Here is a 22,275-nt window from a genome sequence, read left to right on the forward strand (position 1 = left end):
ACACTCAACGCCGCCACAGCGCACTCAACGGACTACCACCCACCAGCCGACTGTGACCAACCTGCTGGCCGAGTACACCTAGGTCGACGGCCTCTTTCACCCGCCGGGAGGCTTCGGCGCGGCTGATCAACGTCGCCTCGGCAATGGCATGCGGCAGCGAGCCACCCAACTCCTCGGCGGTGGCCTGCCGACCCAAGGTGTTGATCACCGGATGCTCGATCGCGGGCAGCTGCCAGCGTACTTTTTCGGAGCGCTCGAGCATCGCCAGCTGTTGGTGGACATTCAAAGCATCCACCGGCAGCGCGCGGACGCGAGCCAAGACGGCATCAAGGTCGTCGAACACCGCGTCGACCTCCGGATGACCGCTTGGACCCATACCGCCAAACTAACGACCCCCACCGACAAAATGCGCCCGAAAATCGCCATAGATACACACTCGCGCAAAAACTTTCGCGCGCGCTCGCGGCGGCAGTGCTGAGCCGTGCGGCGGCCGGACCAAAAAGCCGCAAAATACCCGCTCGGAGACCTGCCGGGCGAGGTCCCGCGTCTTGTCGGTGCGCGGACTTAAGCTCGCGATGCCCGGATAACCACGCAGTTCGAAAGGGGGCCGCCGCCATGCGATTCCTGCACACCGCCGACTGGCAGCTCGGCATGACGCGGCACTTCCTTGCCGGTGACGCCCAGCCGCGATACTCCGCGGCCCGGCGCGACGCGGTGGCCGGTCTGGGAGCGCTGGCGGCGGAGGTGGGCGCCGAGTTCGTCGTGGTGTCCGGCGATGTCTTCGAGCACAATCAGCTTCCCCCGCAGGTCGTCGGCCAGAGCCTGGAAGCCATGCGCGCCATCGGGATTCCGGTCTACCTGCTGCCGGGCAACCACGACCCGCTGGACGCCTCGTCGGTCTACACCAGCGCGCTGTTCGTCGCCGAACGCCCCGACAACTTGGTGGTGCTCGACCGGGCCGGCATCCATCAGGTACGGCCCGGGCTGGAGATCGTCGCCGCGCCGTGGCGATCCAAAGCGCCGACCACCGATCTGGTTGCGGAAGTTCTCGACGGCCTGACGCCCGGGCCCGTCACCCGCATCCTCGTGGCCCACGGCGGGGTCGACGTCCTCGACCCCGATCGCGACAAGCCCTCCCTGATCCGGCTCGCCGCTGTCCACCAAGCGCTGACGGCCGGCGCCGCGCACTATGTCGCACTGGGGGACAAGCATTCGCGCACCGAGGTCGGCAACAGTGGCCGGGTCTGGTATTCGGGGGCGCCGGAGGTCACCAACTTCGACGATGTCGAATCGGACCCGGGCCATGTCCTCATCGTCGAGATCGACGAAGCCGACCCGCGCCGCCCCGTCACGGTGGAGCCGCGGCACGTCGGCCGCTGGCGGTTCGTCACCATGCACCGGCAGGTCGACACCAGCCGCGACATCGCCGACCTGGACCTGAATCTGGACCTGATGACCGACAAGGAGCGCACCGTGGTGCGGTTGGCGCTCACCGGATCCCTGACGGTCACCGACCGCGCCGCGCTGGACGCGTGCCTGGACAAGTACTCCCGCTTGTACGCGTGGCTCGGCCTGTGGGACCGCCGCACCGACCTGGCGGTCATCCCGGCCGACGGCGAATTCAGCGACCTCGGCATCGGGGGATTCGCCGCCGCGGCGGTCGACGAGCTGGTGGCCACCGCCCGCGAGGGAGACTCCGAGAACGCCGTCGACGCGCAGGGCGCGCTGGCATTACTACTACGCCTCACCGATCGGGGCGCCGCATGAAGTTGCACCGCCTGATCCTGACGAACTACCGCGGCATCACGCACCGCGAGATCGACTTCCCCGACCACGGCGTCGTCGTGCTGTGCGGCGCCAACGAGGTCGGCAAGTCGTCGATGATCGAAGCCTTGGACCTGCTGCTGGAGGCCAGGGACCGCTCGACGAAGAAGGAAGTCAAGCAGGTCAAGCCCACCCACAGCGACGTCGGCTCCGAGGTCAGCGCCGAACTGAGTTGTGGCCCTTATCGATTCGTCTATCGCAAGCGGTTCCACAAGAAATGCGAAACCGAGCTGACGATTCAGGCGCCGCACCACGAGCAGCTCACCGGCGACGAGGCGCACGAACGGGTCCGCGCGATGCTCGCCGAAACGGTGGACAGCGACCTGTGGCATGCCCAGCGGGTGCTGCAGTCCGCGTCGACGGCCGCGGTGGATCTGTCGGGCTGCGACGCGCTGTCGCGTGCGCTCGATGTGGCCGCCGGCGACACCGGCGCGCTGTCCGGCACCGAGCCGTTGCTCATCGAACGCATCGACGCGGAGTATGGGCGCTACTTCACCCCGACCGGGCGTCCCACCGGTGAATGGGCCGCGGCGATCAGCCGGCTGGCAGACGCCGAGGCCGCGGTGGCGGAATGCGCCGCGGCGGTCGCCGAGGTCGACGAGCGGGTGAATCGGCACGCCGTCCTGACCGAACAGGTGGCCGAGCTCGAGCAGCAACGCGTCGCCGCCGGCCCCCGGCTCGTCGCCGCGCAGGAGGCCGCGGAAAAGATCGCCGAACTGACCGGCCAGGCGCGCGAGGCCGGGTTGGTCGCGACCGCCGCGGTGGCGACGAGCGCCGCGGCGGCAACCGCCCACAACGCACGGCTGCAACTACTCGCCGAAATCGACACCCGCACAGCCGCTGTCGCGGCCGCCGAGGCCCAGGCGCTGGAGGCCGTCGAAGCGTGCGGGGTGGCTCAGGTCGAAGCCCAGACCGCCGACGCCTCGGCTCAGGAATCCGCCGAAGCCCTTGCGGACCTACAGCGCCGCGCCGAATCCGCCCGCAACACCATGGCTCAGCTCGCCAATCGCGACGAGGCCGACCGGTTGAGCGCCCGGCTGGCCAAGGTTGACGCCATCCAACAACACCGCGACCAAGTGCGCGCGGCACTGGGCGAGATCGCCATCACCGAGCAGCTGCTGCGACGAATCGAGACCGCCGCGACCGCTGTCGAGCGCATCGGCGACCAGCTGGCATCGACGTCCGCCGCCGTCGAGTTCACCGCCGCCACCGAAATCGAACTCGTCGTCGGCGATCAGCGAATCTCGTTGTCCGAGGGCCAGACTTGGTCCACCACGACCACCGGACCCACCGCGGTACAGGTCCCCGGCGTCCTCGCCGCACGGATCACGCCCGGCGCGACGACGCTCGATGTGCAGGCGAAACACGATGCAGCACAACAAGAACTGACTGCCGCCTTGGCCGCCGCCGGGGTGACCGACGTCGCCGCCGCTCGAACTGCCGATCAGCACCGCCGCGAACTGCAGAGCAGCCGGGACCAGTTGAGCGCCACCCTGGCCGGCCTGTGCGGTGACGAGGAGATCGACCAACTGCGCGCCCGGCTCGAGCAGCTGCGCGCCGGGCAACCAGAGGCGGACCCGCCGACGGCGGACGCCGACGCCGCCCGTGACGAACTCGCGGCCCTCGAAGCGGCGGTCCTGGCGGCGACGGCCGAATCCGAGGACCGCCGCCGGAGTGCCGCCGCCACCACCGCGCGGCTCACCGAGTTATCCACCCGCGCAACGGTTCTCCAGAACGCGCTGGAGACCCAGCGTGGCGAGCTCGACGCCGCCACCGACCGGCTGGCCCATGAGCGGGCATCGGCCGGTGATGACGAGCTGGCGTCGGCGGCGGACACGGCGCTGCAGGCGGCGCGGGCCGCCGAAGGCCGCCACGCCGAACTGGCGGGCGCGCTGGCGGCGGCGAACCCGGACGCGGTGCAGGCCGAATTGGCCGCTGCGACAAAGCAAACGGAGGAACTGCGGGGGCGCTACGACGACGCGGCCCGGGAGTTGCGCGAGACCACCATCGAACTGTCGGTGTTCGGCGGCGAGGGCCGCCAGGGCAAGCTCGACGCCGCGGAAACCGAACGTGAGCACGCGGTCAGCGAGCACATCCGGGTGGGCAGCCGGGCGCGCGCGGCGCGGTTGTTGCGGTCGGTGATGACGCGCCACCGCGACACCACCCGCCAGCGCTACGTCGAGCCCTACCGCGCCGAACTGCAACGGCTCGGGCGGCCGGTGTTCGGCCCCACCTTCGAGGTCGACATCGACAGCGACCTGTGCATCCGTAGCCGCACGCTGAATGGCATCACGGTGCCCTACGAATCGTTGTCGGGCGGAGCCAAGGAGCAACTCGGCATCCTCGCGCGGCTGGCCGGCGCGGCCATGGTCGCCAAGGAGGACGCCGTCCCGGTGGTCGTCGACGACGCGCTGGGGTTCAGCGATCCCGACCGGCTGGCGAAGATGGGCGAGGTCTTCGACACGGTGGGCACGCACGGGCAGGTGATCGTGCTGACCTGCAGCCCCGACCGGTACGACGGCGTCAAGGGCGCGCACCGCATCGATCTCAGCGCCTAGCCCGGGGCCTGAACTGCGCCAATCCGGCGCACGGGCAGAATGGGGCCATGGCGGGGCGACACCGATGACAATGACTGCGAAGCGGCGGCGCACGCAGCAGAAGCTGGCGGCGCTACCGGGTGTGCGGCCCGTGCGCCGACCGATCTCGCCGGACAACCCCGACGAGTTCGATCTGTACTACGTGCGCACCGGAAGGAAGTCCGCCCACCCGGTCGTCATCATCCCCGGGGGTCCCGGGGTGGCGTCGGTGCAGATGTACAGGGGCCTGCGGCGCCGCGCGGCGGCCGCGGGCCTGGACGTCATCATGATCGAACACCGCGGGGTGGGCATGTCCCGCCACGACGACACCGGCGAGGACCTGCCCCCCGAGGCGATCACCGTGAACCAGGTCGTCGACGACATCGCCGCCGTGCTCGACGACGCCCACGTCGACTCGGCCGTCATCTATGGCGCCTCGTACGGCACCTACATCGCCTCCGGGTTTGGCGTGCGCCATCCCGGCCGGGTGCGGGCGATGGTGCTGGACTCGCCGCTGCTGTCGCGGCATGACATCGTGATCGTCCGCCGCGCGATCCGCCGGCTGCTGCTCAGGGGCGACAGCCCCGAAACCGCCGCGCTGGCACCGAAAATGCGCAAACTCGTCGACGCCGGCGTGATGACCGCGGCGGCCACCCAGGTCGTCGCGACCATCTACGGTTACGGCGGCGCCGAGCTGCTCGAGCGCCAACTCGACCTGCTGCTGGACGGCCGAAAGCTGTTGTGGTGGGCGCTGTCCCGGTTCACCACCCTGAGCCACCTGCCGTATCGCTACGAGGAAGACCTGGTGAGCCGCATCGCGTTCCGTGAGCTCGACTACGCCGCCGAGCCCGACGGGTTGCCGCTCGACCCGGCCGTCGCCGAGCGCGAGGCGCGCACGCAGAAGGTGTCTTTCGAGGACGAGCCCTACGACCTGCCGGCCGAGATGCCGAACTTCAACTGGCCCAATGTGGTGGTGTCGGGCGGCCGCGACCTCATCACCCCGCCGGCGGTCGCCGAGCGCGAGGCGCTGCTGCTCCCCAACGCGGTGCTGCTGAAGTTGCCCAACATGGCGCACAGCGCGCTGGACTTTCGCGAGCCCGCCGCGATCGCCATCGCAAAAGCGGTGTGGCGCGGCGAAGCCGAGAGCCTCATCGCCGAAGCGCCCGCGCTCGACGCCCTTCCGGCGCGCCCCGAGCTGCGCCTGCTGTGGAAGGCGATCGGGGTGGCCGCCACCGTGGAGGGCGCCCTGCCGATCCCCGCCTGGCTGCGCCGCATCAACTCCGCATGAACCCGATTGCGGTGTAGCGCAGGTCGCCCAGACCGGCCGCGCCGAAGTTGGCCAGCGTGCTGCGGACCGCGACGTCACCCGGCGATTGCGTCAGCGGCAGGCTGAACCCTTCGGCCCAGATGAGCTTGTCGAGGTCGTTCGCCAGCGCCCTCGCCCTTTCGGGGTCGAGTTCTTCCAGCGTCCGCTCGATCGCCGCGTCGATCTGGGGGCTGCCGATCTTGCCGAAGTTGCTCTCCCCGCTCGACAGGTAGATCTGGGTCAGTGCCGAGAGCGGGAAAGCGTCGCCCAGCCAACCGAATTGGGCCATGTCGAAATCCCCGACGTTGATGTAGTTGGTGAAGAATCCGCTGCCGGCCCTGGCCACGAGGTCGAGCTTTACCCCGATCTGCGCGAGGCTGTGCTGCGCGATCTGGGCGAACTGCCGGCTGCCCTGGGCGTCGTAGAACAGATCGCGGATCACCAACTGGCGGCCGTCCTTCTCCCGGAACTGACCATTGAGCCTCCACCCCAGGGCGTCGAGCTCGCGCTTGGCCGCCTCCGGGTCGTAGGGGACGACCGCGCTGTTGTCCTGGTAGCCCTTCTGCCCCGCGACGTAGATGTGGTTGCCCAGCGCCACCGGGTCGCTGGTTAGCCCGTACTGGACGACCTTGGCGATGGTGCGCCGGTCGATGCCCTTGGCCACCGCGAGGCGCAGCGCCCCGTCGGACAGGATGGACCCGGGCGCGCCGTTGAACGTGAAGTGCGACCACGCCGGGGCCGGGGCGCGCCGGATCGAGATGCCCTTCGTGCGCTGGGCGATGGTCAGCTGGTCCACGGTGCCGACGCCGGAGGCGTCGATGGTGTTGTTCTGCAACGCCGGTAGCCGCGCGGCGTCATCGAGCACCAGATAGGTGATGTTGTCCAGGCGCGGTCGCTCACCCCACCATTTCGGGTTGCGGGACAACACGATCCGCTGGGTGGTTCGGTCCAGCGACGTGACGATGAAGGGGCCCGCAGAAGGGCCGGGCCCGTCGAGTTGGCCCTTGTTGAAGGCCTCGGGCGTGGCGGTCATGCTGCGGGGCAGCAGCATGCCGTTGCCGGCGAACATGCCGCGCCACTCGGCGTACGGCTTGGCGAAGGTCATGACGGCCTGCCGGTCGTCCACGCCCCGGGTGACCGACGCGACGCGGTCGGCGCCGCCGGGACCGGCGATCTCGAACGTCTTGTCCGCGCCGCTCAGCGCGTGGACCTGGCTGGCGATGTCCTCCCACGTGATTGGTGTGCCGTCGGACCACACCGCCTTGGGGTTGATCGTGTAGGTCACCACCTGCGGTGCGGTGCCGGTGAGTTCGACGCTGGTGAAGTAGTCGGTGTCGACGGTGGTCGAGCCGTCCGCGCCGAGGATGAATGCCCGCGGCAACGTGGCCTTCATCATGGCGGCGACTTCGGCTGAATTGCCGTCGATGTGCAGGATGTTGAAGTTGGGCGGGAAGTCGCTGAGCGCCAGGCGCAGGCTGCCGCCGTCCTGCAGCGTGGCGGGATCGCGGGGATTGATGTCGCTGGTCGTGCCGATCTCGGCGCCGTGGCCGGTCTCCGGCATCAGGCTGATGGCCGGTGAGCATCCCGAGATCCCCAGCGCCATGGCGAGGAGCGCCGACGCCACCCGCCTAGACACGGTTGCCCGGATCGGGTTGTGGCACGGCGCCCAGCAGTCGCCGGGTGTAGTCGTGCTGCGGGTCGCCGAACACCTGGCGGCTGTCGCCCTGCTCGACGATTGTGCCGGCATGCATCACCACCACCTGGTGTGCAAGGTGTTTGACCACCGAAAGATCATGGGAGACAAACAGATACGAGAGGCCAAACCGCTCCTGCAGGTCGAGCAACAGGTTGATGATGCCGGCCTGGATGGAGACGTCGAGGGCCGACACCGGTTCGTCGAGCGCCAGGATCTTCGGCTGCAACGCCAGCGCCCGCGCGATGCCGATGCGCTGTTTCTGCCCGCCGGAGAACTCGGCCGGGTAGCGCGCGGCGTCGGCCCGGCGCAACCCCACGATGTCGAGCAACTCGGCGACCCGGGCGTTGGTCTCGTTCTTGCCGAAGTCGTTGGCCAGCAACGGTTCGGCGAGCAGGTCGAAGACCGGCAGCCGTGGGTCCAGGGACGCCACCGGGTCCTGGAACACCACCTGAATGTCGCGCCGCAGGGTTCGCCGGCGGGACGCGGTCAGGGTCGCGACGTCGGCACCCAGAACCTCGATGGAGCCGGCCTGCGGCGCAACGAGTTCCAGGATTTCGTGCAGGGTGGTCGACTTGCCCGACCCCGATTCGCCGACGATGCCCAGGGTGCGGCCCTGCCGCAGTTCGAAGCCGACGCCGTCGACCGCGCGGACCTCACCGACGGTGCGGCGCAGCACGACACCCTTCGTCAGCCGGTAGGTCTTGACCAGATCGCGCACGCGCACGACGACCGGCGAGTCGCCGGATTCCGGTCGCGCGACGTCCGTCTTGACCCCGTAGATGTCGGCCGCACTGCGCCCGTTGACCTGGTCGGTGCGGATGCAGGCCGCGCGGTGATTGGCGCCGACGGCGAGCAACTCCGGTTCCTCCGCGCGGCATTCGTCGATGACCAGCGGGCAACGCGGCGCGAAGGGGCAGCCGGGCTCCAGCCCCACCAGCGACGGCGGCGCGCCGGGGATGGGCACCAGCCGAGTGCCCTGCGCGGCGTCGAGCCGCGGAACCGAGCCCAAGAGCCCTACGGTGTAGGGCATTCGGCGGTCGCGGTACAGGTCGTGTACCCCGGCGGATTCGACCACCCGTCCGGCGTACATCACCAGCGCGCGGTCGGCGAACTCGGCGACCACGCCCAGGTCGTGGGTGATGATGAGCACACCGGCGCCGGTGATGTCGCGCGCGGTCTTGAGGACGTCGAGGATTTGCGCCTGCACGGTGACGTCGAGCGCGGTGGTGGGTTCGTCGCAGATCAGCAGGTCCGGGTCGTTGGCGATCGCGATCGCGATGACGACGCGCTGGCGTTCGCCGCCGGACAGCTCGTGCGGGAAGGCGCGGGCGCGGCGCTCGGGCTGCGCGATGCCGACCAGCTCGAGCAGCTCGACCGCGCGCCGGCGGGCGGCGTTCTTGCCCACGCGCGGCTGGTGGATTTCGATCGCCTCGGCGATCTGGTCGCCGACGGTGTAGACGGGCGTCAGCGCCGACATCGGATCCTGGAACACCATGCCGACCGTCTTGCCGCGGAACCTCGACATCGCGTCGTCGCCCAGGCCCAGCAGCTCGGTGCCCTGCAACCGCACCGAGCCCCGCACCCGCGCGTACTCCGGCAGCAGGCCCACCACCGCCATCGCGGAAACCGACTTGCCGGAACCGGATTCGCCGACCATCGCCACCACCTCGCCCGGGGCGATGTCATAGCTGATCCCGCGCACCGCGGTCACCGGCTGGCCGTCCGTCGGGAACGTCACGGCCAGGTCGGTCACCTCCAGCAGCGCGCTCACCGGTCGCCACCCCGCAACATGCCGGCGCCCGGATCGAGCGCGTCGCGCAGGCCGTCGCCGGTCACGTTGGCGCACACCAGGATCAGCACCAGCACGCCCGCCGGGAACAGGAACACCCACGGGAAGGTGGTCGCGGACTGGGTGCCGTTGGCGATCAGGGTGCCCAGTGACACGTCGGGCGGCTGGATGCCGAAGCCGAGGAAGCTCAGCCCGGTCTCGGCCAGGATGGCCGCGGCGACGTTGAGGGCGGCGTCGATGATCAGGATCGAGGCCACGTTGGGCACCACGTGACGCAGGATGATCCGCCGGCTGGACACTCCCATGTATCGTGCGGCCCTGATGAATTCGCGTTCGCGCAGGCTCATGGTCATGCCGCGCACCATGCGCGAACTGATCATCCAGCCGAACCCGGCCAGCAGCAAGACGAGCATCAGGATGTTGGCGGAGCTCTTGGTGCGCGGGGTGACGATGGCGATGAGGATGAAGCTGGGCACGACGAGCAGCAGGTCGACCAACCACATCAGCGCCCGGTCCCGCCAGCCACCGAAATAGCCGGCGATCGAGCCGACGGTGGCGGCGATGCCGGTGGAGATGACCGCCACGCACACCCCGATCAGCATCGACTTCTGCATGCCCCGCAGGATCTGCGCCAGCAGGTCCTGGCCCAGCGCGTTGGTGCCCAGCCAGTGCCGGGCGTTCGGCGGTTGCAGCAGCGCATCGAAATCGAGGTCGTCATAGGAGAACGGCAGCACCGCCGGCAGCGCGTAGCAGCCGACGAACAACAGCACCAGCAGCGTCAGCGCGGCGACCGCCAATCGGTTGCGCAGGAACCGGCGCAGCACCAGGGTGCGGCGCGAGGTGAACTCCTCGGCTTTCGGAGCCGAAATCCCTTGAGCCGCTTCGACTGTGGGCTCAGACGTCATGACACCCGCACCCTTGGATCGAGGGCCGCGTAGAAGACGTCCGACAGCAGTCCGGCCAGCAGCACCACCGTCCCGGAGAACAGCGTGATCGCGGCGATGATGTAGGTGTCCTGCGTCGCGATGCCCTGCACCAGCCATTCGCCCATGCCGTGCCAGCCGAAGATCTTCTCCACGAACACCGCGCCGGTGACCAGCCCGGCCACCCCGTAGGCGAACAGGGTGGCCAACGGGATCAGCGCGGTGCGCAGCCCGTGCTTGACCAGTGCACGCCGGCGGGTGAGCCCCTTGGCGCGCGCGGTGCGAATGAAGTCCTGGCCCAGGACGTCGAGCATCGCGTTGCGCTGATAACGGCTGTATCCGGCGGCGGCGGCCAGGGTCAGGGTGAGCGTGGGCAGGATCAGGTGCCGCAGCCGGTCCACCAACTGGTGCCAGGCCCCGCCGCCCACGCCCGGCGAGGTTTCCCCGGTGTAGTCGAACAGGTGCACGCCGAGCGCCCAGTTCACCCGCAGCGCACCCAGGATCAGCAGGTTGGCGATGACGAACGTCGGGGTGCTCAGGATCAGCAGGGCCACCATGGTGACGAGGCGGTCGCTCAGTCGGTATTGGCGGATGGCGCCCCACGCGCCGGCCACGATGCCCAGCACCGTGCCCGCGAGCGACCCAATGACCAGCAGCCGCAGCGTGACTCCCACGCGGCGCCACAGTGTCGCCCCGACGGGCTGGCCGGTGATGGTCTTGCCGAAGTCGCCGCGAACGGCGTGCGAGGCCCACTGGGCGTAGCGGATCGGTATCGGCTTGTCCAGGTTGAGCGCGTGGGCCTTGGCGTCGATCACGGACTGCGGCGGCCGGGGGCTGCGCTGCAGCAGGCTGTCCAGCGGCCGGAAGGCCACCGACGTCAGGCAAAACGTGAGAAACGATGCCAGCGCCAGCAGCACCACGTAGTTGAGCAGGCGGCGCGCCAAGAAGCGAATCATCCCCGACCGCACCCGCCTCGCATTGGGACAGGTTAACGAGCCGGGCCCGGACCGGCCCGTTGCGGCGGCCGGATCCTTGTGATCCGGCTGATTTTCATGCGTCAATAATCGGTGGCCCGTTGTTAGCATCCACCGCGGTGTTGCGACATTTCCGAGGAGGCTCGCGTGACGGTTACCGACGACTACCTGGCCAACAACGCCCAGTATGCGAGCACCTTCCAGGGCCCGCTGCCGATGCCGCCGGGCAAACACGTCGCGGTGGTCGCGTGCATGGACGCCCGGATCGACGTCTATCGCGTCCTCGGCATCAACGAGGGCGAGTCGCACGTGATCCGCAACGCCGGGGGAGTCGTCACCGATGACGTCATCCGCTCCCTGGCCATCAGTCAGCGGCTATTGGGGACGCGGGAGATCATTCTGATCCATCACACCGACTGCGGGATGCTCACCTTCGCCGACGACGACTTCAAGCGCGCCATTCAAGAGGAGACCGGCCTCAAGCCGCCGTGGGCGGCCGAGGCCTTCCCAGACGTCGCCGAGGACGTCCGGCAGTCGTTGCGCCGCATCGAGGCCAGCCCGTTCGTGACCAAGCACGTGTCCGCGCGCGGGTTCGTCTTCGACGTCGCCACGGGGAAGCTTCAGGAAATCAGGGCCTAGCGCTCAGCCCACCTTGTAGGTGGCCAGGGCCTTCGCGACGAGCGTGCCCTGCGGGTCGACGATCTCGGCCTCGCAGTTGACCAGCGACCGGCCGCGCCGCAGCACCCGGCCGACCCCGATGACGTCGGTGGCGCGGGCCGGGGCCATGAAGTCCAACGTCATCGACACGGTCACGCCCCTCAGCTCCGGGGGAGCCAGCGCGCCGCACCACGCCGCGGCCATCACGGTGACATCGGCGAGGGTGGCGATGGCGCCCCCGTGCACCATGTCGCCGAGGGTCACGTTGGCGGGATCCCACGGCAGCCGCAGCCTGACCTCCTCGTCGTCCAGTCGGTCGGCGACGATGCCCAGCTTCGCGACGAATGGCGACTGGGGCAGGAACGCGGCGATGACGTCACGGCCGCCGGGTGCGGGTTCGGAAGGCATCCGCTCATGCTGTCGCACCGCAGACCGGCCGGAAAGGGGCCGCCGCCGCTCTTGACCCGATATGTCCGGTGTCCGGCCGCCGCGCCATCGCAACGCCGGGCACTTGACAACCGTCGGGCCGAACTGGTGCTATGTAGGGCAAAGCTGCCAAACTTGACCGACTCTACCAGGTTTACCCGAGGAAGCCATGACCAGCGATTTGAAGGCGGGCCCCGCCGCCGGCCAGTACGAGTTGAGCCATTTGCGCTCGCTCGAGGCCGAAGCGATCCACATCATCCGGGAGGTGGCCGCCGAGTTCGAGCGGCCGGTGCTCTTGTTCTCGGGTGGCAAGGACTCCATCGTCATGCTGCACCTGGCGCTGCGGGCGTTCCGGCCCGGGCGGTTGCCCTTCCCGGTGATGCACGTCGACACCGGCCACAACTTCGACGAGGTGATCGCCACCCGCGACGAGCTGGTCGCCGAGCACGGCGTGCGCCTGGTGATCGCCTCGGTCCAGGAGGACATCGACGCCGGCCGGGTCGTCGAGCCCAAGCAGGGACGCAACTCGATCCAGACGGTGACCCTGCTGCGCGCCATCCGGGAGAACAAGTTCGATGCCGCGTTCGGCGGCGCCCGCCGCGACGAGGAGAAGGCGCGCGCCAAGGAGCGGGTGTTCAGCTTCCGCGACGAGTTCGGCCAGTGGGACCCGAAGGCGCAGCGGCCCGAGCTGTGGAACCTGTATAACGGCCGGCACCACAAGGGCGAGCACATCCGGGCGTTCCCGCTGTCCAACTGGACCGAGTTCGACATCTGGTCCTACATCGGCGCGGAGAACATCGCGCTGCCCTCGATCTATTACGCCCACCGGCGCAAGGTGTTTCGCCGCGACGGCATGCTGCTGGCGGTCGACCGGCACATGCAGCCGCGCGACGACGAGCCGGTGTTCGAAGCGACGGTGCGGTTCCGCACGGTCGGCGACGTCACCTGCACCGGATGCGTGGAGTCGGAGGCCTCGACCGTGGAGGAGGTCATCGCCGAGACCGCGGTGTCGCGGCTGACCGAACGCGGCGCGACCCGGGCTGACGACCGCATCTCGGAGGCCGGGATGGAAGACCGCAAACGGCAGGGGTACTTCTGATGGCCACACCGACGACGCTGCTTCGCCTGGCCACCGCGGGTTCCGTCGACGACGGCAAGTCCACGCTGATCGGGCGCCTGCTGTATGACTCCAAGGCCGTCATGGAGGACCAGTGGGCGGCGGTGGAGCAGACGTCCAAGGAGCGCGGCCACGACTACACCGACCTGGCGCTGGTGACCGACGGCCTGCGCGCCGAACGCGAGCAGGGCATCACGATCGACGTCGCCTACCGCTACTTCGCCACTCCCAAGCGGAAATTCATCATCGCCGACACCCCGGGCCACATCCAGTACACCCGCAACATGGTGACCGGCGCGTCGACGGCGCAGCTGGTGATCGTGCTCGTCGACGCCCGGCACGGGCTGCTGGAGCAGTCCCGCCGGCACGCCTTCCTGGCCTCGCTGCTGGGCATCCAGCACATCGTGCTCGCGGTGAACAAGATGGACCTGATCGGCTGGGACAGAGAGAAATTCGAGGCCATTCGCGACGAATTCCACGCCTTCGCCGCGCGCCTGGACGTGCACGACGTGGCGACCATCCCGATCTCCGCGCTGCACGGCGACAACGTGGTGACCAAGTCCGACCAGACCCCCTGGTACGAGGGCCCGGCGCTGCTGTCGCACCTGGAGGAGGTCTACATCGCCGGTGACCGCAACCTGGTCGACGTGCGATTCCCCGTCCAGTACGTCATCCGGCCACACACCCGCGAGCATCAGGACCACCGGAGCTACGCCGGCACCGTGGCCAGCGGGGTCATGCGCCCGGGCGATGAGGTCGTCGTCCTGCCGGTCGGCAAGACCACCAGGATCACCGCGATCCACGGGCCGAACGGCCCAGTGGAGGAAGCGTTTCCGCCGATGGCCGTGTCGGTGAGCCTGGCCGACGAGATCGACATCTCGCGCGGCGACCTGATCGCCCGCACCAACAACCATCCCCGGGTCACGCAGGAATTCGACGCGACCGTGTGCTGGATGGCCGACGATGCGGCGCTGGAGCCGGGCCGCGACTACGTCATCAAGCACACCACCCGAACCACGCGCGCGCGGGTGACCGGGCTGGACTACCGGCTCGACGTGAACACCCTGCACCGCGACAAGTCGGCAACGGCGTTGCAGCTCAACGAACTCGGCCGCATCTCGCTGCGCACCCAGGTGCCGCTGCTGCTCGACGAGTACACGCGCAACGCGAGCACCGGTTCGTTCATCCTCATCGACCCCCACACCAACGGAACGGTGGCTGCGGGCATGGTGCTCCGCGACGTTTCGGTGCAGACGGCGAGCCCGAATACCGTGCGGCACAAGTCATCGGCGCTCGCCGAAGCCCGGCCGCGGGGCAAGACGGTGTGGTTCACCGGCCTGTCCGGTTCCGGCAAGTCGTCGGTGGCCATGCTCGTCGAGCAGATGCTGCTCGAAAGGGGCACGGCCGCTTACGTTCTCGACGGTGACAACCTGCGGCACGGCCTGAACGCCGACCTGGGCTTTTCCATGGCCGACCGCGCCGAGAACCTGCGCCGGCTGGCACACGTGGCCGCGCTGCTCGCCGACTGCGGCAACGTCGTGCTGGTGCCCGCGATCAGCCCGCTGACCGAGCAACGCGAAATGGCTCGTAATGTGCACGCCGCCGCGGGGTTCGACTTCGTCGAAGTGTTCTGCGACACCCCGATCGAAGAATGCGAGCAGCGCGATCCGAAGGGGCTGTACGCCAAGGCCCGCGCCGGCGAGATCGCCCACTTCACCGGCATCGACAGTCCGTATCAACCGCCGGTCAACCCCGACCTGCGGCTGACGCCGGACCGCACCGTCGAGGAGCAGGCGCAGAGCATCGTCGATCTGCTCGAATCGCGGGCTTGACGCACGGCTGCGACTGATTGCCGCCGCCGGGTGGCACAATCCACAGAGTGCGCATGTCGGCGAAGGCGGAGTACGCGGTGCGGGCCATGGTCCAACTCGCCACGGTCCCCCATGGGACGTTGGTGAAGACCGACGACTTGGCCCAAGCGCAGGGCATACCACCGCAGTTCCTCGTCGACATCCTGACCAACCTGCGCACGGATCGCCTGGTGAGGAGCCATCGGGGCCGCGAGGGCGGCTATGAACTGGCCCGTCCCGGCACCGAGATCAGCATCGCCGACGTGCTGCGCTGCATCGACGGACCGCTGGCCAGCGTGCGCGACATCGGCCTGGGGGACCTGCCGTACTCGGGTCCGACCGCGGCGCTCACCGACGTGTGGCGGGCGTTGCGCGCGAGCATGCGATCGGTGCTGGAGGAGACCACGCTGGCCGACGTCGCCGCCAACGCCCTGCCCACGCACGTCGCGCAATACGCCGACGACTATCGGACCCAGGAGAGCGCGCGGCACGGCACGCCGCGCGCCGGCGAATAGGCGCACCGCGCCCGCGGATTCAGCTCCCCGATCCGTACGGACGGGTCAGGATTTCCATTGCGTGGCCCGAGGGGTCGCGGAAGTACACCCCGCGCCCGCCGTCCCTGTGGTTGATCTCGCCCGGCCGGTTGGCGCCCGGGTCGGCCCAATGCTCGAGGCCGCGCGACGAGATCTTGCCGTAAATAGAGTCGAACTCCTCCTCGGAAACCAGGAAGGCGTAGTGCTGCCGGGTGATCTCCGCGCCCTCGGGAGCGTCCGCATAGTCCAGACTGACGTCGTGTTCGAGTTGCACAACCATGAAGTGGCCGAACGGCTTTGGGCTGGGCAGGCCGAACAACTCGGTGAGGAACTCCGCGGACTCGCGCTTGTCGCGGGCGGCGACGATGGTGTGGTTGAAATTGATGGCCATGGTGTTGATCCTATTTCGGTGCGGTGAGCTCCAGGGCGATGTTGTCGGGGTCGCGGAACTGCAGGATGTAGGACGGGCCGATGTCTTTCACCGGCTCGTGCGTGATGCCGAGCTCGTCGAGATGCGTTGCCGCGGCGTCTAATTCGTCCTTGGTGGCCACCCGGAACGCGATGTGGTCGAGCCCGGTGCGGTTCTCGTCGAAGCGGTCGGTGGCGACCGGACGCAGCCCGAGTAGCGTGCCGCCGAGGTCGTAGATGACGCCGCCGAACAGGAAGCTCAACTGGGCGCGAGTGGCCTCGTCGGCGTTGTCGGGCACCTCCAGGAGGACCGGCCAGCCGAACACGCTCTCGTAGAACTGCCGGGACCGCTCGATATCCGTGACGGTGAGCCGGACGTGCGCGATGGAACTGCTGGTGAAACCCATCTGCTCCATGGTGCCACTTGCGCGAGCCGATGTTGACTCCCATGCCAGAATCGCCGTCGTGCGGATTGCGATGACGCTGCCGGTGATGGAGCCGGACTTGGATGCGGGAATTCTGCAGAGCTGGGCACGCGCGGTCGACGAGGGTCCGTTCTCGTCGTTGTGCTGGGGCGAGCGCATCGCGTTCGAAAACCCGGACAACCTCACGCTGCTGGGCGCGCTGGCCGCCTGGACCAGTCGGGTCCGGCTGCTGACGACGGTGATCGTGCCGCAGCTGCACGACCCCGTGATGCTGGCGAAGGCGCTGGCGACGGGCGACATGCTCTGCGGCGGGCGGCTGAGCGTGGGCATCGGGGTCGGCGGCAGGCACGAGGACTACCACGCCGTCGGCGCCGACCCGGCGACGCAGACCATGCGGGACATGGCCGACCGGGTGGCCGTGATGAAGCGGGTCTGGGCCGGCGAAAAGCTCACCGAGTCGGTGCTTCCGGTCGGGCCGGCGCCGGTGCAGGCCGGCGGGCCGCCGCTGTTGGTGGGCAGCATCGGCCCGAAGACCATCCGCAGCGCCGCCGCCTGGGCCGCCGGACTGGCCGGGACCACCCTGGACCTGGACGTCGCCAAGCAGAACGAGCTGTTCGACGTCGCGCGCGACGCCTGGGCCCAGGCGGGCAAGGGGAGGCCGCACCTGGTGACGTCGTTCTGGTTCGCGTTCGGGCCGCCCGATCAGGCGCGCGCCCAGGTGCACCGCCACCTGCGGCGCTACATGAACTGGATCCCGGCGGAGTACGTCGACGCCATGGCGCCGACGACCGGGTGGGCCGGCACCGAGGAGCAGTTGCTGGCGGTGCTGCGCAAGTTCGAGGACATCGGCACCGACGAGGTGCAGCTCATCCCGACGAGCTCGGACGTCGACCAGCTGGCGCGCGCCGCGGACGTCGCCGCCCGGCTCTAGAACTCCGGGATCTAGGCGCTCGCCCGCTCGTCGCCGGCGGCCGGCTGCTGTGGCGGCTGCCCCTTGCGCAGCGTCGCCAGCAACTCCCGGTAGGGGCCGACCAGGTACACGGTGTCGCCGCCGCGCAGCCAGGCGTCCCGGCGCGGGTGCAGTTCGACGGGCGCGTCCTGCCGGGTGATCGCGATGACGCGGGTTTGGGTGGACAGCTCGAACATCTTCAGCCCGTCGAGCTCGCTGCCGGCCGCCACGTGCATGCCGCCGACCATGAACGAGCGCTGCCCGACGGAGAACGTGCCCAGCACCTGCAGGCCCATCGCGGCGCCGATGAACCACGGCGCGGCCAATTCGACGGTGGACCGGACGTTTTCGAACCCGAACCGCTGCGCCACCGCCGCCCCCAACACGCGGTCGTAGACGCGCAGCACCAGGGGAACTTCGGGCCGGACGACTTCGGGCATGACCCTGGGCCCCAGCATCTCGCGCAGCACGATCCCGGTTTCGATGTTGACCATGTCGTCCTGCGTCAGCACCCGCACCGCGCGGGCGTGCTCGACGCGGGCCGACTCGAGGGTCTGGCGCAGCGTCGCGTCCCCGAAGATCACCGGCACGTCGAGGTCGGCGGCGGTCGACAGGTAGCGGTTGTTCTCGTCCCGCTCGACGACCGCGACGTCGTAGCCGGCCAGCCTCAGGTCGGCGACGACGCGGCTGCCGAACGAGCCGAGCCCGACCACGATGACGTGGTTGCGCAGGTGGCGGGCGCGGCGCCGCCCGACCGAGTGGGCGAACCGCCGCGACAGCAGCAGGTCGGCGATGAAGGCGACGAGCAGCGCGGTGGTCGTCACGCCGGCGAACATCAACATGATGCTGAACAGCCGCAGCCAGGTGGGCTGCTGCAGGAAGCTGAAGTCGCCGTAACCCACCGTCGCGATCGTCTCGGTGCTGAAGTACAGCGCGTCCAGCCACGTCATCCGGGGATGCGGCTGGTAGCAGAAGCGCAGGATCACCGTCGAGCTGACCAGCAGGCACGCCGCGGCCAGCAACGCCCGCGCGAACATCGGGTTGACGTCGTCGCGCAGGGCGCGCGCGCCGTCGATCGCCCGCCGCAGCCGGGTCAGGCGCGTGCGCGTCACCGTCGGCCGCGGGACCTTGATGCCGCGGGCGGCCAATTCCTCGGCGGTGCCGATCATCGCCGTCCAGTCACCCGCGTGCACCGACAGGTCGCGGCCCGGGCACGACACCACCTCCCCGGGGGTGGCGCAGTTCTCCCCATGAATCACCGCCACCGGTGCCAGATCGCCGTAGATCTCGCGCAGCGTCGCGTTGCGCGGCGCCTCGGCGCCGGAGACGACGAATTCGATGCCCGCCGCCTCGAACGGGTGCACGGTGTGCGCCAAACAGGCCTCCACCACCGAGGGCGCCGCCAGGTCGGCGACGTCCAGAATCGCGCCGGGGCGCTTGTCGGCGGCCATCGCCGTCCGCAGCACGTCGTTGCCCAGCCGGGCCACCACCCGCACCCGGGGGTTGGCTTTCCTTGCCAGCAGGGCGATTTCGAGGTTCGTCGCGTCGTCGTCGCCGACACAGATCACGGCGCGGGCGCGGGTGACTCCGGCGTTTTCGAGCTCGCCGGCATTTTCGAGCTTGACGATGTGCACGCCGGCGTTGTTGAGCTCCTCGACGATCGTGGTCGCCAACGCGTCGTCACCGCTCACGATGATGTGGCCGCGCATGGTTACGCCCGCTTCGGGTCGTCCGGCATAACCCCCACCTCTGCTGACGTTGGCGATTTGTCCCTATGACTATCAGGCACCATCCCGATTCATGCCAGCCCGACACCGGACGCGCCGACGGCGAGGTGAATTGCCAGCGGGCCTCGTGAGGGATTCGATAGCGGTATGACGCAGCCGGAACTGCCGGGGCCGCTCGCCGCCTTAACCCGGCTCATCTCCGAGCGCATCGCCGCGGCCGATTTCGCCGGGGCGTTGCCCCTGATGAACGAGCTGGTCACCGTGTGCCGCCCGATCCTGGGGGAGCGACACCCCAACGTGTTGGACATGAAGCTCGCGCTGGTGCACCTGCAACTCCAGATGGGCGACCAGGCCGGGGCCTATGCCGTCCTCGAGCAGCTGGTACCCGAGTTCGAGGAGGTACTCGGCGGCGACCACATCACCACGCTGACGGCGCGCCACATGTTCGCCGACCGGCCGCAGCAGGAGGGGCGGGCCGCGCTGGCCGAATGGCAGCAGCTGCTGGCCGACGAGGAGCGCGTGCTGGGCGTCGAGCACCCCACCGCGCTGACGTCCAGGGACCGGGTTGCGCAGAAACGCAAGGAGCTCGGCGACTACCCGGGCGCCATCGCCGAGGGTGAACAGGTCCTCGCCGCGCGGTCCCGGGTGCTCGGCGACCACCACGAGGACACCCTGGGCACGCGGATGGCGTTGGCGCAGTGGCACGGCGAGTCGGTCGACGGCGCCGGCGCCTTGGCCGAGCTTCGGTCGCTGCTCGAGGTGATGCTCGAGAAGCTGGGTCCGGACCACCGCCACACCTTGATCGCCCGGCACACCATCGCGCTCTGGGAGCCCGAACCCGCGGACTGCCGGGAGAAGGTCGCCACCTGGGAAGCGCTGGTGGACGACGAGGCCAGGGTCTTCGGCGCCGACAACTTCGTCACCGTCGCCGCCCGGGAGGAACTGGCGAAATGGCGTGGCCGCGTCGAGGACCGCCGGTGGGTCAACGGGGTGCGGGGCCGGGTCGAAGAAGCCAACAAGCGCCGCCTGCTCGCCAAACAGCAAGCCACCCAACGATTTTCCGATGGCGAATATCTCCGGTGTTGGCTTGCCGAGCGCGGGGCCCAATTCCCGGTCTGGGCAAACCATTACGGCGGTGACGCCATCTGGGACTTCTCCCCGGATTCCCTCGATGCGCTGGAAGAGCTCGTCATTCAGAAGGCCCCGACGCCCGAGCAGCTGCTGGACGAGGAGCGCAACGCGCCCTTCGTCGACGGCGCGGTGTGGTATCTCGGCGAGGTGCTGCGCCGCGGACGGTCCCTGCCGTGGGAATACACCCGCGGGGTGACGTCGGATCCCACCGTCGGACACGTCGACGTGTTCGAGGCCCTCACCAGCGCGCTGCATTCCGCCGACCGTGGCGCCCTGCGCCGCACCTACGACCGCTTCACTGCGGCCCAGTGATACTGGGTTGGTGATCGAACGCATCGCGACCCGCGAGATCTATCGGAGCCAATGGATGGTGCTCCGGGAGGACGACATCCGTCGCCCGGACGGCAGCCCGGGCATCTATGGCGTGGTGGACAAACCGGACTATGCGCTGGTGATGCCGTTCGACGGGCGGCGCTTCAGGCTGGTCGAGCAGTTCCGGTATCCGCTGGGGGAGCGGCGGTGGGAATTCCCGCAGGGCACCGCGCCGGGCCTGGCGGACACCGACCCGTCCGAGCTGGCGCGGCGTGAGCTGCGCGAGGAAACGGGACTGAGCGCGACGTCGTTCGAGGTGCTCGGCCGGCTCGACGTGGCCCCGGGCATGACGAGCCAGCGGGGGTGGGTGTTTTTGGCCACCGGAATCGCCGAGGGGGAGCCGGATCTCGAGCCCGAGGAACAGGACCTGCGCAGCGCCTGGTTCGACCGCGAGGAAGTCGAGCAGTTGATCCGTTCGGGAGTGATCGCCGACGCGCAGTCCGTCGCCGCCTACGGCCTGTTTCTGCTGCGGCAGGCATGACAGTGCGGGGACCCGCCGGGTCCCCGCACTGTGAGGGTGGTGGTCAGGCCGAGGTGACGTACTGCGGGCAGTAGGCCGAAGCGGCGTCGACGGCGAACGTCTTGGAGCCCTTGGTGCTCAGACCGGTCGCCTGGGCCACCGCGCTGATGACCTCCTTGCTCGAGTGGCCCTGGTCGAGGGCGTTGCAGACGGCGTGCGCGTCCTTGATGGCGACCGAAGCGCTCGGCGGGGTGATGCCGTCCGAGGCCAGCTGGGCGAGGAACGCGTCGTCGACCGAGCTCGCGCCCGCGGTGCCGGCGAGGCCGAGCGCGGCGGGGCCCAGGGCGGCGGTGCCAACGACGGAGGCGGTGAAACGGCGAGAGAACATCGGGGTCTCCTTGGTGCTGAGGTGATTTTTCTGGTGGACGCTTGGTGCGTTGATCACAGAATCAGCACGGGGGCTTAACGGGTTCTCAACGAATTCTTGGCGGGCTATCAGGGGAGGGGGGTCGGGGCGCCACCATGGACGCGCCGGTGGCCGCATTTGCCGCCGGGTCTCGGTGACCTACTGCTGCGGCGCGGGCGTCATCGAGGCGATGTAGTAGACCTCGTGCCCGGTCGGGTATCCGCCGCCGTTGGTGGCGATGTGCACGTGGTCGTAGTGGTTGAGGGTCTCCGACCCGAGGTCGGCGGTCCAGCTGCCCCCGCCGACGCCGGGGTAGATCTTTTGCCGCCAGATCACGTGGTTGATTCCCCAGCGCTTCGCGTTGGCCAGCGCGTAGCCGGCGATCTGGTTGCCCAGCTCGATGCCCTCGGGGCTGTTGTGGTTGGGGATCATCACGTCGATCGCCAGGCCGTTGGGATGCCACGGCAGCGCGTCTTCCCGGTAGCCGTAGATGGTGGTGATCTGCGGGAACAGCACGCTGATGGCGCGCTCCGCCCAGATCGTCTTGACCTGCAACCTGTCCTCGGAGCCGATGCCGCGTGGCAGCGCGACCTGGAATTGCTGGCCGGCCGCCGGTGGCGCGTTTGCGGTCAGCATCTCCACTTCCGCGGGGGTGGCGGTGTGCGGGGCGCTGGCCGGTGCGCTGGGGGCCGCGTCGGCGGGTCCGGCGGCCGCGCTGGTGGCGGG

At 69.3% G+C, this 22,275-nt stretch carries 21 protein-coding genes; 10 read left to right on the forward strand and 11 right to left on the reverse strand.

Annotated elements, in window-relative coordinates; genetic code table 11:
• Positions 1-4: 4 nt before the first annotated feature.
• Positions 5-376, reverse strand: coding sequence for a DUF222 domain-containing protein (locus tag A5730_RS23785; protein WP_067905893.1), 372 nt, complete (start codon positions 374-376; stop codon positions 5-7).
• Between the two features lie 239 nt (positions 377-615).
• Between A5730_RS23785 and A5730_RS23790 the strand changes: the two genes are divergently transcribed.
• The 3 genes from A5730_RS23790 (at position 616) to A5730_RS23800 (ending at position 5,688) form a co-directional block, all read left to right on the forward strand.
• Positions 616-1,767, forward strand: coding sequence for an exonuclease SbcCD subunit D (locus A5730_RS23790; RefSeq protein WP_067905894.1), 1,152 nt, complete (start codon positions 616-618; stop codon positions 1,765-1,767).
• Positions 1,764-4,382, forward strand: a complete 2,619-nt coding sequence (locus tag A5730_RS23795) for an ATP-binding protein (RefSeq protein ID WP_067905895.1) — start codon at positions 1,764-1,766, stop codon at positions 4,380-4,382. The genes A5730_RS23790 and A5730_RS23795 overlap by 4 nt, the downstream gene beginning before the upstream one ends.
• Before the next feature lie 64 nt (positions 4,383-4,446).
• The gene (locus A5730_RS23800; RefSeq protein WP_067905896.1) at positions 4,447-5,688 is read left to right on the forward strand and encodes an alpha/beta hydrolase; all 1,242 of its coding nucleotides are present in this window, start codon (positions 4,447-4,449) and stop codon (positions 5,686-5,688) included.
• Here the strand turns inward: A5730_RS23800 and A5730_RS23805 are convergent.
• Genes A5730_RS23805 through A5730_RS23820 form a run of 4 tightly spaced genes read right to left on the reverse strand, consistent with a single transcriptional unit; the run spans position 5,675 to position 11,070 of the window.
• Positions 5,675-7,309 (reverse strand): ABC transporter family substrate-binding protein, encoded by a 1,635-nt coding sequence (locus A5730_RS23805; RefSeq protein WP_067905897.1) that lies wholly within the window; start codon positions 7,307-7,309, stop codon positions 5,675-5,677. The two genes, A5730_RS23800 and A5730_RS23805, sit on opposite strands and share 14 nt — an antisense overlap.
• Positions 7,310-7,334: 25 nt before the next feature.
• Positions 7,335-9,173 (reverse strand): ABC transporter ATP-binding protein, encoded by a 1,839-nt coding sequence (locus A5730_RS23810; protein ID WP_067905898.1) that lies wholly within the window; start codon positions 9,171-9,173, stop codon positions 7,335-7,337.
• Positions 9,170-10,096, reverse strand: a complete 927-nt coding sequence (locus A5730_RS23815) for an ABC transporter permease (protein ID WP_067905899.1) — start codon at positions 10,094-10,096, stop codon at positions 9,170-9,172. Before A5730_RS23815 ends, A5730_RS23810 begins: the two co-directional genes overlap by 4 nt.
• Positions 10,093-11,070 carry an ABC transporter permease gene (locus A5730_RS23820; protein ID WP_055402416.1) on the reverse strand — a complete coding sequence of 326 codons (978 nt, stop codon included), beginning with the start codon at positions 11,068-11,070 and terminating at the stop codon, positions 10,093-10,095. The genes A5730_RS23815 and A5730_RS23820 overlap by 4 nt, the downstream gene beginning before the upstream one ends.
• A 165-nt stretch (positions 11,071-11,235) precedes the next feature.
• Between A5730_RS23820 and A5730_RS23825 the strand changes: the two genes are divergently transcribed.
• Positions 11,236-11,727, forward strand: a complete 492-nt coding sequence (locus tag A5730_RS23825) for a carbonic anhydrase (protein ID WP_067905900.1) — start codon at positions 11,236-11,238, stop codon at positions 11,725-11,727.
• A gap of 3 nt (positions 11,728-11,730) precedes the next feature.
• On the opposite strand, the gene A5730_RS23830 is transcribed toward A5730_RS23825, so the two are convergent.
• Positions 11,731-12,153, reverse strand: coding sequence for a PaaI family thioesterase (locus tag A5730_RS23830; protein ID WP_067905901.1), 423 nt, complete (start codon positions 12,151-12,153; stop codon positions 11,731-11,733).
• A gap of 187 nt (positions 12,154-12,340) precedes the next feature.
• Between A5730_RS23830 and cysD the strand changes: the two genes are divergently transcribed.
• The 3 genes from cysD to A5730_RS23845 are packed head-to-tail and all read left to right on the forward strand — an operon-like array spanning position 12,341 to position 15,653.
• Positions 12,341-13,270 carry a sulfate adenylyltransferase subunit CysD gene (gene cysD / locus A5730_RS23835; RefSeq protein WP_067905902.1) on the forward strand — a complete coding sequence of 310 codons (930 nt, stop codon included), beginning with the start codon at positions 12,341-12,343 and terminating at the stop codon, positions 13,268-13,270.
• Positions 13,270-15,120 (forward strand): adenylyl-sulfate kinase, encoded by a 1,851-nt coding sequence (gene cysC, locus A5730_RS23840; RefSeq protein ID WP_067905903.1) that lies wholly within the window; start codon positions 13,270-13,272, stop codon positions 15,118-15,120. Before cysD ends, cysC begins: the two co-directional genes overlap by 1 nt.
• Positions 15,121-15,167: 47 nt before the next feature.
• Positions 15,168-15,653 carry an RrF2 family transcriptional regulator gene (locus A5730_RS23845; RefSeq protein WP_067905904.1) on the forward strand — a complete coding sequence of 162 codons (486 nt, stop codon included), beginning with the start codon at positions 15,168-15,170 and terminating at the stop codon, positions 15,651-15,653.
• 19 nt (positions 15,654-15,672) lie between these two features.
• Here A5730_RS23845 and A5730_RS23850 read toward each other — a convergent pair whose 3' ends face one another.
• Both A5730_RS23850 and A5730_RS23855 read right to left on the reverse strand, forming a co-directional pair.
• Complete coding sequence (locus A5730_RS23850; RefSeq protein WP_055402403.1) at positions 15,673-16,062, reverse strand: VOC family protein; 390 nt, start codon at positions 16,060-16,062, stop codon at positions 15,673-15,675.
• A 10-nt stretch (positions 16,063-16,072) separates the two neighbouring features.
• Positions 16,073-16,486, reverse strand: a complete 414-nt coding sequence (locus A5730_RS23855) for a VOC family protein (RefSeq protein ID WP_067905909.1) — start codon at positions 16,484-16,486, stop codon at positions 16,073-16,075.
• A gap of 70 nt (positions 16,487-16,556) precedes the next feature.
• Between A5730_RS23855 and A5730_RS23860 the strand changes: the two genes are divergently transcribed.
• On the forward strand, positions 16,557-17,435 hold the full coding sequence (locus A5730_RS23860) for an LLM class flavin-dependent oxidoreductase (RefSeq protein ID WP_067905905.1): 879 nt from the start codon (positions 16,557-16,559) through the stop codon (positions 17,433-17,435).
• 11 nt (positions 17,436-17,446) lie between these two features.
• Here the strand turns inward: A5730_RS23860 and A5730_RS23865 are convergent, their stop codons facing one another.
• Positions 17,447-19,162 carry an NAD-binding protein gene (locus A5730_RS23865; protein ID WP_067905906.1) on the reverse strand — a complete coding sequence of 572 codons (1,716 nt, stop codon included), beginning with the start codon at positions 19,160-19,162 and terminating at the stop codon, positions 17,447-17,449.
• A 165-nt stretch (positions 19,163-19,327) separates the two neighbouring features.
• Here A5730_RS23865 and A5730_RS23870 point away from each other — a divergent pair, with 165 nt between their 5' ends.
• A complete protein-coding gene (locus tag A5730_RS23870) occupies positions 19,328-20,623 on the forward strand; it encodes a tetratricopeptide repeat protein (RefSeq protein ID WP_067905907.1) in 1,296 nt (431 codons plus the stop codon).
• Between the two features lie 55 nt (positions 20,624-20,678).
• A complete protein-coding gene (locus tag A5730_RS23875; RefSeq protein WP_231994790.1) occupies positions 20,679-21,164 on the forward strand; it encodes an NUDIX hydrolase in 486 nt (161 codons plus the stop codon).
• A 43-nt stretch (positions 21,165-21,207) separates the two neighbouring features.
• Here A5730_RS23875 and A5730_RS23880 read toward each other — a convergent pair whose 3' ends face one another.
• Together A5730_RS23880 and A5730_RS23885 are read right to left on the reverse strand one after the other, a co-directional pair.
• Complete coding sequence (locus A5730_RS23880; protein WP_067905911.1) at positions 21,208-21,531, reverse strand: DUF732 domain-containing protein; 324 nt, start codon at positions 21,529-21,531, stop codon at positions 21,208-21,210.
• A gap of 177 nt (positions 21,532-21,708) precedes the next feature.
• On the reverse strand, positions 21,709-22,275 hold a 567-nt coding region (locus tag A5730_RS23885; RefSeq protein ID WP_067905908.1), incomplete at its 5' end, for a glycoside hydrolase.

Source organism: Mycobacterium sp. ACS4054 (assembly GCF_001667275.1).
In the GTDB taxonomy this organism is placed as follows: Bacteria; Actinomycetota; Actinomycetes; order Mycobacteriales; family Mycobacteriaceae; genus Mycobacterium.